At 75.4% G+C, this 13,888-nt stretch carries 12 protein-coding genes and 2 tRNA genes; 9 read left to right on the forward strand and 5 right to left on the reverse strand.

Features of this window, described 5'->3' with window-relative positions:
* Nucleotides 1-135 precede the first annotated feature (135 nt).
* The 3 genes from ACA361_RS42005 (at nucleotide 136) to ACA361_RS42015 (ending at nucleotide 4,349) form a co-directional block, all read left to right on the forward strand.
* Entirely contained in the window at nucleotides 136-936 is an 801-nt protein-coding gene (locus ACA361_RS42005) for an MIP/aquaporin family protein (RefSeq protein ID WP_375020763.1), read from the forward strand.
* 50 nt (nucleotides 937-986) lie between these two features.
* On the forward strand, nucleotides 987-2,504 hold the full coding sequence (gene glpK / locus ACA361_RS42010) for a glycerol kinase GlpK (protein ID WP_375020753.1): 1,518 nt from the start codon (nucleotides 987-989) through the stop codon (nucleotides 2,502-2,504).
* Between the two features lie 126 nt (nucleotides 2,505-2,630).
* Nucleotides 2,631-4,349 carry a glycerol-3-phosphate dehydrogenase/oxidase gene (locus ACA361_RS42015; RefSeq protein WP_375020754.1) on the forward strand — a complete coding sequence of 573 codons (1,719 nt, stop codon included), beginning with the start codon at nucleotides 2,631-2,633 and terminating at the stop codon, nucleotides 4,347-4,349.
* A gap of 10 nt (nucleotides 4,350-4,359) precedes the next feature.
* On the opposite strand, the gene ACA361_RS42020 is transcribed toward ACA361_RS42015, so the two are convergent.
* Entirely contained in the window at nucleotides 4,360-5,274 is a 915-nt protein-coding gene (locus ACA361_RS42020; protein WP_375020755.1) for an alpha/beta hydrolase, read from the reverse strand.
* Nucleotides 5,275-5,673: 399 nt separating this feature from the next.
* Here ACA361_RS42020 and erm point away from each other — a divergent pair, with 399 nt between their 5' ends.
* Entirely contained in the window at nucleotides 5,674-6,492 is an 819-nt protein-coding gene (erm, locus tag ACA361_RS42025; protein ID WP_375020756.1) for an ErmE/ErmH/ErmO/ErmR family 23S rRNA (adenine(2058)-N(6))-methyltransferase, read from the forward strand.
* Nucleotides 6,493-6,507: 15 nt separating this feature from the next.
* Here erm and ACA361_RS42030 read toward each other — a convergent pair whose 3' ends face one another.
* Nucleotides 6,508-7,389 carry an NAD(P)H-binding protein gene (locus tag ACA361_RS42030; protein WP_375020757.1) on the reverse strand — a complete coding sequence of 294 codons (882 nt, stop codon included), beginning with the start codon at nucleotides 7,387-7,389 and terminating at the stop codon, nucleotides 6,508-6,510.
* Between the two features lie 5 nt (nucleotides 7,390-7,394).
* Complete coding sequence (locus ACA361_RS42035) at nucleotides 7,395-8,453, reverse strand: saccharopine dehydrogenase NADP-binding domain-containing protein (RefSeq protein ID WP_375020758.1); 1,059 nt, start codon at nucleotides 8,451-8,453, stop codon at nucleotides 7,395-7,397.
* Nucleotides 8,454-8,539: 86 nt separating this feature from the next.
* Between ACA361_RS42035 and ACA361_RS42040 the strand changes: the two genes are divergently transcribed.
* Nucleotides 8,540-9,187, forward strand: coding sequence for a TetR/AcrR family transcriptional regulator (locus ACA361_RS42040; protein WP_375020759.1), 648 nt, complete (start codon nucleotides 8,540-8,542; stop codon nucleotides 9,185-9,187).
* Between the two features lie 45 nt (nucleotides 9,188-9,232).
* On the opposite strand, the gene ACA361_RS42045 is transcribed toward ACA361_RS42040, so the two are convergent.
* Complete coding sequence (locus ACA361_RS42045) at nucleotides 9,233-10,690, reverse strand: benzaldehyde dehydrogenase (protein ID WP_375020760.1); 1,458 nt, start codon at nucleotides 10,688-10,690, stop codon at nucleotides 9,233-9,235.
* A gap of 470 nt (nucleotides 10,691-11,160) precedes the next feature.
* Here ACA361_RS42045 and ACA361_RS42050 point away from each other — a divergent pair.
* Nucleotides 11,161-11,233 (forward strand) — tRNA-Cys (locus ACA361_RS42050).
* Nucleotides 11,234-11,288: 55 nt separating this feature from the next.
* Nucleotides 11,289-11,361, forward strand: a tRNA-Arg gene (locus tag ACA361_RS42055).
* A gap of 26 nt (nucleotides 11,362-11,387) precedes the next feature.
* Here the strand turns inward: ACA361_RS42055 and ACA361_RS42060 are convergent.
* A complete protein-coding gene (locus ACA361_RS42060) occupies nucleotides 11,388-12,635 on the reverse strand; it encodes a hypothetical protein (RefSeq protein WP_375020761.1) in 1,248 nt (415 codons plus the stop codon).
* Nucleotides 12,636-12,874: 239 nt separating this feature from the next.
* Here ACA361_RS42060 and ACA361_RS42065 point away from each other — a divergent pair, with 239 nt between their 5' ends.
* Nucleotides 12,875-13,381 carry an LLM class flavin-dependent oxidoreductase gene (locus ACA361_RS42065; RefSeq protein WP_375020764.1) on the forward strand — a complete coding sequence of 169 codons (507 nt, stop codon included), beginning with the start codon at nucleotides 12,875-12,877 and terminating at the stop codon, nucleotides 13,379-13,381.
* Between the two features lie 107 nt (nucleotides 13,382-13,488).
* Complete coding sequence (locus ACA361_RS42070; protein WP_375020762.1) at nucleotides 13,489-13,821, forward strand: hypothetical protein; 333 nt, start codon at nucleotides 13,489-13,491, stop codon at nucleotides 13,819-13,821.
* Nucleotides 13,822-13,888 lie beyond the last annotated feature (67 nt).

The following is a 13,888-nucleotide window of genomic DNA, read 5'->3' on the forward strand; positions in this document are numbered from 1 at the left end:
CCCCCCACCCACCCTGCCAAGGGAGGCACGGTCATGGCGGACGAGACCAGGGCGCGGACCGCGAGAACCGAACCGGCCGGGCGCGGCGCGCCCCCCAGCGGCGTCGAGCCCGAGGCCGCCCCCGCCCCGGCGGGCATGCTCGGCGCGCTGGCCGCCGAGTTCGCCGGCACGATGATCCTCATCCTGTTCGGCGTCGGCGTCGTCGCGCAGGTCGCCGCCGCCGGCATCGGCGACCACGACTCCATCGCCTGGGCCTGGGGCCTGGGCGTCACCCTCGGGGTCTACGTGGCGGCGCGGGCCAGCGGCGCCCACCTCAACCCGGCCGTCACGTTCGCGCTGGCGGTGTTCAGGGACTTCGAATGGCGGCGGGTCGCGCCGTACATGCTGGCGCAGACCCTCGGCGCCTTCCTGGCCGCGCTGATCGTGCGGTGGAACTACTCCGAGGTGCTGGCCAAGGCCGACCCCGACCACACCATCAAGACCCAGGGCGTGTTCTCCACGCTGCCGGGCAACGGCGAGCTGCCGGTCGGGACGTGGGGCGCGTTCCGCGACCAGATCATCGGCACCGCGATCCTGCTGTTCCTGGTGCTGGCGGTCACCGACGCCCGCAACGACGGCCCCGCCGCCAACCTGGCGCCGTTCGTGATCGGCCTGATCGTGGTGGCGATCGGGATGGCGTGGGGCACCGACGCCGGCTACGCCATCAACCCCGCCCGCGACTTCGGGCCGCGGCTGGCCTCGTTCTTCACCGGGTACGGCGGCGCGTGGCGCGACCAGTACGGCCAGCTGTACTTCTGGGTGCCGATCGTCGGCCCGCTGATCGGCGGCGTCCTGGGAGCCGGCCTCTACAAGGGCCTGATCGGGCGGTTCCTGCCGCCCAAGCCGGAGGCGGCCGCCGCGCAGGTCCCGGCCCGCGTCCCCGCCGAGGCCGCCTGACCCGCGCCCGTCCCGTCCCGTTCCATCAGGCCCCACCAGGAGGACACCCCATGAGCGACTTCGTCGGCGCGGTCGACCAGGGCACCACCAGCACCCGCTTCATGATCTTCGATCACGGCGGCAACGAGATCGCCCGCCACCAGCTGGAGCACGAGCAGATCCTGCCGCAGGCCGGCTGGGTCGAGCACAACCCCACCGAGATCTGGGAACGCACCCGCGCGGTCATCGAGACCGCGCTGACCAAGGCGAACCTGACGCACGCGGACCTGGCCGCGCTGGGCATCACCAACCAGCGCGAGACCGCCGTGGTGTGGGACCGCCGCACCGGCCGCCCGTACTACAACGCCATCGTGTGGCAGGACACCCGCACCGACCGGATCGCCGCAGCCCTCGACCGCGACGGCCGCGGCGACGTCATCCGCCGCAAGGCCGGCCTGCCGCCGGCCACGTACTTCTCCGGCGGCAAGATCCAGTGGATCCTGGAGAACGTCGACGGCGTCCGAGAGGCCGCCGACTCCGGCCACGCGGTCTTCGGCACCACCGACAGCTGGCTGCTATGGAACCTCACCGGCGGAACCGACGGCGGCGTGCACGTCACCGACGTCACCAACGCCAGCCGGACGATGCTGATGGACCTGGAGACCCTCGACTGGGACGAGGAGCTCCTGTCGTTCTTCGGCATCCCCCGCTCGATGCTGCCCGACATCCGGCCCTCGTCGGCGCCCGACCCGTACGGGCTGACCCGCCCCGGCGGCCCGCTGGGCGGCGAGGTCGCGCTGACGGCCGCGCTGGGCGACCAGCAGGCCGCCACCGTCGGCCAGGTCTGCTTCGCGCCCGGCCAGGCCAAGAACACCTACGGCACCGGCAACTTCCTCCTGCTCAACACCGGCACCGAACTCGTGCGCTCCTCCAGCGGGCTGCTGACCACCGTCTGCTACCAGCTCGGCGACGACGCCCCCGTCTACGCCCTGGAAGGCTCGATCGCGGTGACCGGGTCGGCCGTGCAGTGGCTGCGCGACCAGCTCGGGATCATCTCCGGCGCGTCGCAGAGCGAGTCGCTGGCCCGGCAGGTGGACGACAACGGCGGCGTCTACTTCGTCCCGGCGTTCTCCGGGCTGTTCGCCCCGTACTGGCGCAGCGACGCCCGCGGCGCCATCGTCGGCCTCTCGCGGTACAACACCAACGCCCACCTGGCCCGCGCGACGCTGGAGGCCATCTGCTACCAGACCCGCGACGTCGTCGAGGCGATGCGCGAGGACTCCGGCGTCGCCCTGGACGTGCTGAAGGTCGACGGCGGCGTCACCGCCAACGAGCTGTGCATGCAGATCCAGGCCGACGTGCTCGGCGTCCCGGTGTCGCGGCCCGTCGTCGCCGAGACCACCGCGCTCGGCGCCGCCTACGCCGCGGGCCTGGCCACCGGGTTCTGGAAGTCGACCGCCGAGCTGGCCGGCAACTGGAACGAGGACCGCCGCTGGACGCCCGGCTGGGACGCCGGGCAGCGCGAGCGCGGCTACACCGGCTGGAAGAAGGCCGTCGGCCGCACCCTCGACTGGGTCGACGTGTCCTGACCGTCCCCCGACGGTCACCCGATGGCCACCCGGCGGCCATCGCCGCAGAGCGGGGGGCGGGGCAGGACGACCGGCGACCGGCCCCGCCCCCCTCCACCCGTCCACCGTCCGCGTGAGGAGCACGCCGTGAAATCCGTATCCCTCGGCCCGCAGTACCGCCAGGACGCCCTGGCGCGGCTGGCCGGCACCGAGTTCGACGTCCTGGTCGTCGGCGGCGGGATCGTCGGCGCCGGCGCCGCCCTGGACGCCACCTCGCGCGGCCTGTCGGTCGCGCTCGTCGAGGCCCGCGACTGGGCCGCGGGCACCTCCAGCCGCTCCAGCAAGCTCGTCCACGGCGGCCTGCGCTACCTGGAGCAGCGCGACTTCGGCCTGGTCCGCGAGGCGCTGCGCGAGCGGGCGCTGCTGCTGACCCGGCTGGCGCCGCACCTGGTACGGCCCGTCCCGTTCCTGTACCCGCTGCGCCACCGCCTGTGGGAGCGCGCCTACGTCGGCGCGGGCGTGAGCCTGTACGACACCATGGGCGGCGCGCGCGCCATGCCGCGGCACCGGCAGCTGTCCCGCGGCGCAGCGCTGCGCGAGGCGCCCGGGCTGCGCCGCGACGCCCTGGTCGGCGCCGTGCAGTACTACGACGCGCAGGTCGACGACGCCCGCTACACGATGATGGTGGCCCGCACCGCCGCCGACTACGGCGCGACCGTGGCGACCCGTACCGAGGTGACCGGGTTCCTGCGGGAGGGCGAGCGCGTCACCGGCGCGGCGGTGCTGGACGCCGAGAGCGGCGTGGAGATCGCCGTGCGCGCCCGCCGGGTCGTCAACGCCACCGGCGTGTGGACCGACGGCGCGGGACGGATGGCCGGCACCCGCACCGCGTTCAGCGTCCGCGCGTCCAAGGGCGTGCACCTGCTGGTGCGGCGGGACCGGATCGTGCTCAACACCGGCATCATCTCCCGCACCGAGAAGAGCGTGCTGTTCGTGATCCCGTGGGGCCGGCACTGGATCATCGGGACGACCGACACCCCGTGGGAGCACGGCCCCGACGGCCCGTCCGCCGACGCCGCCGACGTGGACTACCTGCTGGACCAGGCCAACGCGCTGCTGCGGATCCCGCTGACCCGCGACGACGTGGAGGGCGTGTACGCGGGGCTGCGGCCGCTGCTGTCGGGCGAGGCCGCCGACACCACCCGGCTGTCGCGCGAGCACACCGTCGCCGAGCCCGTCCCCGGCCTGGTCGTGGTGACCGGCGGCAAGTTCACCACCTACCGGGTGATGGCGCAGGACGCCGTCGACGCGGCCGCCGCCGGGCTGGACGCGGCCGTGCCGCCCTCGGTGACGGCGCGGCTGCCGATCCTGGGCGCGGTCGGGTTCGAGGTGCTGTGGAACGAGCGCCGCCACCTGGCCGAGGGCTCGGGCCTGCACGTGGCGCGGGTGGAGCACCTGCTGCGGCGGTACGGGTCGTGCATCCCCGAGGTGCTGGCCCTCATCGCCCAGGACCCGGCGCTGGGCGAGCCCGTCCCCGGCGCCCCCGACTACCTGCGCGCCGAGGCCCTCTACGCCGCCACCCACGAGGGCGCCCTGCATCTGGAGGACGTGCTGGCGCGGCGGCTGCGGGTGGCGATGGAGGAGCGCGACGGCGGCCTGGCCGCCGCCCGCCACGTCGCCGGCCTGATCGCCCCCGTCCTGGGCTGGGACGCCGCCGACACCGTCGCCGAGGTCGAGCGCTACGTCGCGCACGTCCACGCCGAGCGCGGCGCGGGCACCGGCGCGCGGGGCGCGATGGCGGGGGAGACGGTGGGCGGGGACGGCGGGGACACCGGTGACGCGAAGGCCCTGCCCGCGTCGGCGTGACCGGCGGCGCTCACAGCGCGGCGCGCACGGCGGCGCCGATCTCGGCGACGGCCTCGGCGGCGCGGCGCGCGTAGGAGCCCCAGCCCAGGAAGCCGTGGTCGAGTCCGGTGCCGGTGACGAGCGCCGCGGGGACGCCCGCGGCGCGCAGCCGGGCGGCGTACGCCTCGGCCTGGGGGCGCAGCGGGTCGTACTCGGCGGTCGCGACGACCGCCGGGGCCAGCCCGGCCGGGTCGGGCACCAGCAGCGGCGACACCTCCGGGCGGGCCGGGTCGGCGCCGGCGAGGTAGAGGCGCAGGATCCGGTCCAGCCCCGAGGGCCCGAAGTCCAGCCCGTCGGGGTCGGGCGCCGCCGCCGGTGCGGCCCGCAGGTCGACGGCCGGGTAGAGCAGCACCTGCAGCGCGGGCCCGCCGCCGTGCCGCCCGCGCAGGCGCAGCGCGGCCGCCGCGGCCAGCTGCCCGCCCGCGCTGTCACCGGCCACCCCGGTCCGTGCGGGGTCCAGTCCCAGCTCGGCGGCGCGCGCGGTGACCTGCTCGTAGGCGGCGACGGCGTCGTCCAGCGGGGCGGGGAAGGGGTGCTCGGGCGGGCGGCGGTAGTCGACCGACACCCACGCCACCTCGCCGGCGGCGGCCGCGAGCGCGCGCACGACCGGGTCGTAGCTCTCCACGTCGCCCAGCGTCCAGCCGCCCCCGTGGAAGTACACCAGCCCGGGGACGGGCCGGGCGGACGCGGGCCGGTACAGCCGGGCCGGGAGGGGCCCGGCCGGGCCCCGCAGCGTCAGGTCCTCGACCACGGCGACGCCGGGGCGGGGGAGCGGGGCCAGGTCGGCGGCGTGCCGGCGGCGGGCGTCGGCGATCGTGCGGCCGGGCGGCGCCGCGGCGGCCAGCCGGCGCCTCATGAAGGCCAGGTACTCCGGGTCGCGGCCCATGGCGGCCAGCGTAGGGCACGGCCCTGCCCCCTCCCGCGCGCGCACCGGGAGCGGAGCGGAAAAGCGTTTGTGGCGCCGGCGGCGGCGTCGCTAGGGTCGGCGGCATGTGCGCTTCGATAACCGTCGGCGCCGCCTGGGCCGCCGCGCGTGCCGCCGCCTCCGCGCGGCCGCGCGCCCGCCGCCCCGTCCTGGATCGGCCAGGCCGCGCCGGCGCCTGAACGCACGTCTCGCATCGCACGTCGTTCCGTTCTGCTTCTCGTGTCCGCCGTAACGGCGGCGTCCGCGTCACCCGCGCGCCTTCCGCGCCTTCCTGAGCCGCCCTCGGTGTGAGGGGCGGTTCCGCCTGCCTGTCCAGGGCCTCCGAGCGTCCATGACCCTCGTACCAGGACAGGCGACTCCATGCCTCAGCGTTCGACGCACCGATCAGCCCTGCCCGCGCCCGCGGGTACGCGCGCCCGCAGGCGCCGCGAGCTGTCCCAGAACCTCCTCGCCGACCGGGCGGCGCTGCGCCGTTTCGTCCGTACCGCCGGTCCGGGCGCCGGCGACGTCGTCGTCGAGCCCGGCGCGGGCGACGGCCGGATCACCGCGGAACTGGCCGCCCGCGCGGAACGGGTGATCGCCTACGAGATCGATCCGGTGCTGGCGCGGCGGCTGCGCGCCCGCTGCGGCCGGCTGCCCAACGTGCGCGCCGTGGCCGGCGACTTCCTGGCCGCCGCGCCGCCGGCCGGCCCGTTCCATGTGGCGGGCAACATCCCCTACGTCGCCACCTCGGCGATCGTGGAGTGGTGCATGGCGGTGCCCGGGCTGCGGTCGGCGACGATGATCACGCAGCTGGAGTACGCGCGCAAGCGCACCGGCGGGTACGGGCGCTGGAGCCTGCTGACGGTGCGGACGTGGCCGTCGTTCGGCTGGCGGCTGTCGCACGCGATCCCGCGCGAGCGGTTCCGGCCGGTGCCGCGGGTGGACGCGGGGGTGCTGCGGCTGGAGCGCCGGGAGCGCCCGCTGCTGCCGCCCGCGGCGATGCCCGCGTACGAGCGGTGCGTGGCGGTGGGGTTCCAGGGGAGGGGAGGGACTCTGTACGCCTCGCTGCGGAGGGAGTACCCGCGGCGGAGGGTGGACGCGGCGTTCCGTGCGGCCGGGGTGGACCGGGAGGCGGTCGTCGCCTTCGTCCACCCCGACCAGTGGGTCGCGCTGTTCCTCGCTCTGCACCAACCCTGACTGAACCTTACTTTGTCAAGGCCGGTGGCGGGAGGTTACAAACTCCGTGAGTGTCTGCGGCTTTCCGCCACCAATCTCCTCGATAGCGGCAGTCACCTCGTACAGCTCGTGGTGCGAGCCGATGGCGCGGAAGAGTGCCCACAGGTGGTCCAGGTGCTCGACGGCGACCGCGTCGCCGTACAGCGGGAGGGCGCGGTCGCGCCATTCGTCCGGGGAGGGCCGGGTGTAGGTGAGGGCGTCGCCGGCGGCGGCGTAGGACTCGACGATCTGCTCGACGGTGAGGATCTGGCCGGTGAGCCGGCAGATGGGGTCGGGGTCGGGGCCGGTGGCGGTCAGCAGGCCGGCGCCGACGCGGGCGACGTCGGCGGCGGCGATGAGCGGGACGACGGTGCCGGGCGGGCCGAGCGGTACGGGCAGCTCGCGCCGCCCGGAGGATTCCACGAGGAAGTCGAGGTTCTCGAAGAACACCGCAGCGCGCAGGTGGACGGCGCCGATGCCGGCCCAGGTCAGGACCTGTTCGGCGAGCCAGTGGCGGCGCATGTGGGGTGTTCCGGCGTGCGGGTCGGCGGCGAGCTGGGAGACGGCGACGACGCGTTCGAGACCTTCCTGCCGTGCGGCGGCGGCGAACGCGGCGGTCGCGGTCAGCAGCCCTTCGGTGACGGGGTAGGTGAGGTAGGCGCGGCGCACGCCGCGCAGGGCCGGGAGCAGGGTGGTGATCTCGCGGAGGTCGGCGGTGACGACCTCGGCGCCGAGGTCGCGCAGGCGGGCGGCGCGGTGGTCGTCGGTGCGGACGAGGGCGCGGACGGGCAGGCCGCGTTCCAGGAGGAGTTCGGTGACGAGGCGGCCGGTGGCGCCCTGGGTGCCTCCCGCGGCGCCGGTGACGAGGATCGGTTCCATCGTGGTCACCTTTCGGGGGGCGGGGTGTCGTCGGGGAGGGTGAGGGTGAAGGCGCCGAGGCGTTCCAGATCGCGCAGGAAGGGGCGGGCGGGGAATGCTTCGGCGGTGCTGAGGACGCCGGTCTTGGCGGGGCCGTGGCCGGTGGCGATGCGTGCGGCGGCTTCGGCGGAGGCCAGGGCGCCGGCGCGCCAGAGGTCGTGGCCGGTGGCGTGGCCGTGGGCGCCGGGGGTGCCGGGTTCGGCGGTGCTGAGGACGGCGACGGTGAAGTCGGTGCGGGCGCGGGCGTCGGCGTCGATGTGCTCGGAGTCGAAGACGCCGGGTTCTTCGAAGGTGGCGGCGGTGAGTCGCAGGTCGACGTTGCGGGCTGGTACGTGGCGGGGGATGGTGACGATGTCGCAGGAGGGGAACGGGGCGATGACGGTGCGGGGGCCGAGGGGCGGGGGGAAGGGGAAGACGGTGTTGGTGGGTTCGATGTAGCCGATGTGGTGGGCGCCGTCGCTGTAGGTGATGCGGTCGGTTTCGGCGAAGAGTTGTGCGGCGGTGTCCTTGGCGCCGGGGGTGAGGCGCCAGCCGGTGACGGCGTAGCCGACGATGACGCGGTCGAGTGCGGTGTGGCCGGTGGTGACGGCGGAGGCGAGGAGGTCGCCGAGGCCGCCGTAGAAGCTGAGGCCGGGGATCATGGTGATGCCGGCGTCGCGAGCGGGGGTCTGGTAGGCGTCGAAGAGGTGTTTGACGTGGTGGGATTCGACGGCGTGGTCGATGTAGTGGCAGTGGCCGGCGAGGGCGGCGTTGGCGATGGGTCGGCCGGTGCGGGAGAAGGGGCCGGCGCAGTGGACGATGACGGTGGCGTCGCGGGCGATCTGGTGGAGTGCGGCGGTGTCGTCGAGGGGTGCGGTGCGGGTCTGGACGCGGTGGGGGGCGTCGAGTTCGGTGGCGAGGGTTCGGAGGGCGTGGGGGTCGCGGCCGGTGAGGAGGAGGTGGTGGTCGCGGGCGAGGAGTTCGGTGGCGACCAGGCGGCCGGTGTGGCCGTAGGCTCCGTAGATTGCGATGAGCGGTGCGGTCATGGGGCCGGGCTCATTTCCGTACTTGGAGTATGTAACGGTTCCCGCAAGTTACATACTCAGAGTATGTACGTCAAGAGGAGGGACGCATGGCGCGCCGGACCCAGGCCGAGCGCTCGGACGCGACGACGGCCGGGCTGATCACCGCCGCGCAGGAGCTGTTCGGCCGCGACGGCTACGCCGCGACCTCGATCGACGCGGTCGCCGCGGCGGCCGGCATGACCAAGGGCGCCGCGTACCACCACTTCCAGAGCAAGGCCGCTCTGCTGCGGGCGGTGTTCGTGCGGCAGCAGGAGGAGATCGCCGCCGAGCTGGAGCGGGTCGCGGCGGAGGAGCCCGACGTGCGGGCGGCGCTGCGGCGGGGCGTGCGGACGTTCCTGGAGCGCTGCCTGGACCCGGCGTTCCGCCGGATCGTGCTGCTGGACGGCCCGGCGGTGCTGGGGTGGGACACGGTGCGGGCGATCGAGTACGACCATGTCCTGCGCGTGCTGAGCGCGGGGATCGCCGCCGTTGCCGCACAAGACGCACAAGACGCTGAAGACACAGAGGGCGCTGGGGGCGCTGGGGGCGCTGGGGGCGGCGGGGGCGGCGGGGGAGCGGCGCGGGTCCGCGCGCAGATGCTGTTCGGGGCGGTGTGCGAGGCGGGGATGCTGCTGGCGCGCTCGCCGGCCCCGCGGGAGACGTTCGAGACGGTGCTGGCCGAGGCCGAGCGCCTGCTGGCGGCGGCCATGCGCTGACCGTCCCGGCCGTCCCGGGCCGCGGGGCCGCGGGCGGGCGGGCGTCTAGAAGGGGTGGGGGGCGATGTCGGGGCGGACGGTGAGCCACTGGGTCTCGGTGAACGCCTCGATGTTGGCGTCGGGGCCGCCGAAGCGGGAGCCGTTGCCGGAGTCGCCGAGGCCGCCGAACGGGACGATGGGCTCGTCGTTGACGGTCTGGTCGTTGATGTGGAGCAGGCCGGTGGGGACGGCGTCGGCGATGCGCATGGCCTCGCCGACGTCGCCGAGGATGCCCAGGGACAGGCCGTAGGGGGTGTCGGCGGCCAGGGCGACGGCCTCTTCGGTGGTGGTGAAGGGGACGACGGGCGCGACGGGCCCGAAGACCTCCTGGGCGTAGGCGGGCATGGCGGGGGTGACGCCGGCCAGGACGGTGGGGCGGTAGAAGAGGCCGTCGTGGGTGCCGCCGGCGGCGAGGCGGGCGCCGGCGGCGACGGTGTCGCGGACGAGGGCGTCGATGTGGGCGAGCTGCCGGTGGTCGATGATGGGGCCGAGCGCGGCGGGTCCGGTGGCGGGGTCCCCGACGGGCAGGGCGTCGGCCTTGGCGGCGAGGGCGTCGACGTAGGCGTCGTGGACGCTGTGGTGGACCAGGTGGCGGCCGGTGGTCATGCAGATCTGGCCCTGGTGGAGGAAGGATCCCCAGGCGGCGGCGGAGACGGCCCTGTCGAGGTCGGCGCCGGGCAGGACGATGAGGGCGTTGTTGCCGCCGAGTTCGAGGTGGGCGCGCTTGAGGAGGCGGCCGCAGGTCTCGCCGATCCTGCGGCCGGCGGCGGTGGAGCCGGTGAAGGAGACGACGCGGACCTCGGGGGCGGTGATGACGGCCTCGCCGACGTCGGCGCCGCCGGGCAGCAGGTGCAGGAGTCCTTCGGGCAGGCCGGCCTCCTGGAAGACGCGGGCGATGACGGCGCCGCCGCACACGGCGGTGCGGGGGTCGGGCTTGAGTAGGACGGCGTTGCCGAGCGCGAGGGCGGGGGCGACCGAGCGCATGGCCAGGATGAGGGGGAAGTTGAAGGGGGCGATGACGGCGACGACGCCGGCGGGGCGGCGGCGGGCGAGGCTCCAGCGGGGCTGGGCGGAGGGCAGGACGTGGCCCTGGGGGTGGGAGGTGAGGGCGGCGGCCTCGTGGCAGAGGGCGGCGGCGAAGCGGGCTTCGAGTTCGGCCTTGGGCGGGATGGAGCCGGATTCGCGGACGATCCAGTTCTGGACGTCGGCGGCGTGGTGTTCGAAGAGGGCGGCGGCGCGGCGCAGGACGGCGGCGCGTTCGTCGTAGGGGCGGGCGGCCCAGTCGCGCTGGGCGCGGGCGGCGGTGGCGGCGGCTCGGGCGGCGTCGGCGGGGGTGGCCTGGCCGAGGGTGGTGAGGGTGTGGCCGGTGGCGGGTTCGATGACGTCGTAGGTGCCTGCCGAGCCGGTGGCCCAGGTGCCGTTGAAGATCTTTCCGGTCCAGTGGGCGGGGTCGAGCAGGGTCATCGCGGGTGTCTCCTTGCGCCGTGGCGGGGTGGGGGCCGGTGTGCGGGGGCCCGGAGTTCACGGTGCTGGAGGTGGTGGTGTGGTCCGGCTGCGGGCTTCCGGTGGACGGAAGGCGGGGGAGGGGGGAAAATGCGTTGCGGCGGGTGCGGGGCCGGGGCATTCTCGGTGGTGGGCCGGGCGGTTCGCCGCCCGGGGTCGCGACGGGCTGGAAGACGAGCGGGAAGGGGTGCGCGCATGGGTGAGCGGCTGGGCCGGTACGGCCGAGGCGGCCGGTGTCGCCGTGTGGGGCGCGGCCTTGTCCGGTGTCGTGACGGGTGTTCCCGGGTGGTGTGATCGGGTCCCGTTCGCGCGAGGGCGCGGGTCGCCGCTTCCGGGTCGCCGGGGGCGGTTTTTTCGTGCCGTGGCGGGGTGTGGCGGCCCTCGTGGACGCCGGTGGTCCGTGTCGTCGAGGGTCGTTGATGGTGGTTTGTGGCGCTGTGGCTGAGTGGTCAAGGCGGCGGTCTGCAAAACCGTTCGATGTGGGTTCGATTCCCACCGGCGCTTCTGGTTCCGGGGCCGTGCGGGCCCGGTTCGCCCCGTGCGGTCCCGGAACCTCCTTCTCCCTGTAGCTCAGCGGACAGAGCGCCGGTCTCCGAAGCCGGAAGCCGCAGGTTCGATTCCTGCCAGGGAGGCAGTGAAGGGGCAGGGCCGTGCGGGGTCACCAGGGGACGGCGGTGACGCTGATGTGGTCGTCTGCGGGGTTGTAGTGCGACATCAGCAGGTGCCGCGGGGTGGACAGCTCGGGGTGGCCGATGTAGGCGCGGCACAGGTCGACGCCGGACTGGCCGCCGCAGGGGGCGGCGCCGCGGCGGCCGGGTCTCCAGGGGCCGGTGGGCGCGGGGGCGTGCCAGACGCGGAAGTCGCCGTTGACGCCGTGCTGCTCGATGAGGGCGTACCCCTTGCCGAGGGCGGTGTAGTCGGCGACGTGGACGCCGGTGGGGGCGGCGCCGGGCAGCAGTGAGCGGGCCTGGAAGGCGTCGCGGGTCCAGCCGCGGGCGGTGCGGTAGCGGTAGGCGGCGGGGTCGGTCCAGGCGGCGGGGTCGGCGGGGACGCGGGCGAGGGTGACGCGGCCGCCCTGGCAGGTGCCGAGGACCTGGTGGTCGCAGACGGCGGCGTACAGGTAGAGGTGGCCGCCGGCGAAGACGGGCGAGCCGAGGTTGTGCTGGAAGGGGAGTCCGGCGGGGGCGGCGAAGACGCGGGCCTGGGCGCCGAGGGCGTTGGTGGCGGGGCGGTATTCGACGAGTCCGAAGCCCTGGGTGCTGATGGTGTTCCCGCGTACGCACACGTCGGTGTAGGTGAGCAGGAGGGCGGGGGTTCCGGGGCGTTGGGCGGCGCCGGAGATCCAGGAGGCGCTGTAGGCGGTTCCGGGGATGTGGCAGGGCGCGGCGGGGGCCGGTGGCGCGCCGAGGTGCCCGGGCGCGGCGGGTGCCGTGGGTGGAAGCAGGAGTCCGGGGGGTGTGCGGAGCATGCCCTGGGGCGGGTGGTCGCCGGGCCGGTCGGGTGGCGCGGCGGGCGGCGGGGGGAGTTCGGTGAGTCCGGTGGGGACGCGGCCGGGGCGGTAGGGGCCGGTGGCGGCGGTGGCGCCGAAGGTCAGGCCGCGGTGGGTGCCCGACCACAGGGAGTCGCAGAACAGCCAGAGGGTGTGTCCGGGGCGGCCGGGGAGCGGGGCGGAGTAGCCGCAGTCGCGGTTGATGCGGTTGCCGGCGGCGGCGGTCTCGTACCGCGACAGCAGCCGGGCGGGCGGTGCGGTGTCGGTGGCGGGCGGCGGCGCGGAGGGGCCGACGAGGGGGGTGATCACGGCGGTGGTGAGGGCCGCGGCGATCGTGAAGGCGAGCACGGGGCCCCGCGCGTGCCGGGGGCGGGGGTGCCGGTGCGGCGGCGGGTGCGGGGAGCGGGGCGGCGCCATGGTGTCCTCTCGCTGCCGTCGCGGCGGGTGGACCCCACAGGGTGCCGTGTGCGCGGGCGGTGCTTCAAGTGCGGCGGGCGCGGGGCGGGCCGGCCGGGGGGATGTTTGCCCGGGACCGGCAGGGTAGAGCCGCAATCGGGGCCGATGGGCTCACCGGCCGCTGGGCCGGACGCCGCCGGGTGCGCCGGGCGTGGCCGGGGAGACCGAGGGAAGTGGGGCCGCGATGACCCGTTTCGGGTATTTCCTGGGCTGCGAGGAGCACCCTCCCCGAGCGGCCGCCGCCGATCCACATGTCGGCGTTCGGGGACAAGGCCGCCGGGGTGGCGGGCCGCATCGCCGACGGGTTCATCTGCACCATGCCCGACGGCGATCTCCTGCGCCGCTTCCAGGACGCGGGCGGCAAGGGCAAGCCCGCCCAGGGAGGCACCAAGGTGTGCTGGGGGCCCGACGCGGCGGAGGCGCGCCGTACCGCGCACCGCCTGTGGCCGAACATGCTCGTGCCGGGCGAGGCGGCGCAGCTGCTGCCCCAGCCGCGGCACTTCGCGCAGGTGTCGGGGCTGGTCACCGAGGAGGCGGTCGCGGGCGCCGTCCCGTGCGGGAACGACCCCGACGAGCACGCCGCCGCCCTGCGCGCCTTCGTCGACGCGGGCTTCGACGAGGTGTACGTCAACCAGATCGGGCCTTTGCAGGAGGGCTTCTTCGACTTCTACGCCGAGCAGGTGCTGCCGCGCCTGCGGGGCCGCTGACCCCGTCCACCACCCCATCCCCGACTCCCCCCGAACCCGACCACGCAGCCGCAGCCCCACGAACCCCCGTAGACCGACGACGACACGATGTGAAGGGAACGAGACACGTGGAAACCCCCAACACCCCCCGGATGCCCGGTGCCGGTGAGCAGATCAAGGAGGGCGCCGCCCGTACCGCCGGCGGCACCGCCCAGAAGGGCCGCGCGGCCGGCGGGGCCGCTCAGGACGCGGCCGGGACCGCCGCCGGTGCGGCGGGCGGCGCGGCCGGCAAGGCGCGCGACACCTCCCAGAAGGCCGCCGGGGCCGCGATGGCGGTGCCCGGGCAGGTCGCCAAGCTCACCAAGCTGATGTCGCTGCGCAAGCTGCTGCGCGCCGCGCCGGCGGTCGCCGCGGCCGGTGCCGCGGTGATCGTGGGGCGTCGCCTGCTGCGGCGCCGCTGACCGAGGCCGGCGGGCTCCGGGCCGGATGCGGCCCGGAGCCGAGCCGTGCGTGGCCGGGGCGGGACGC

The organism is Actinomadura sp. 21ATH (assembly GCF_041951345.1).
Lineage (GTDB): Bacteria > Actinomycetota > Actinomycetes > Streptosporangiales > Streptosporangiaceae > Spirillospora.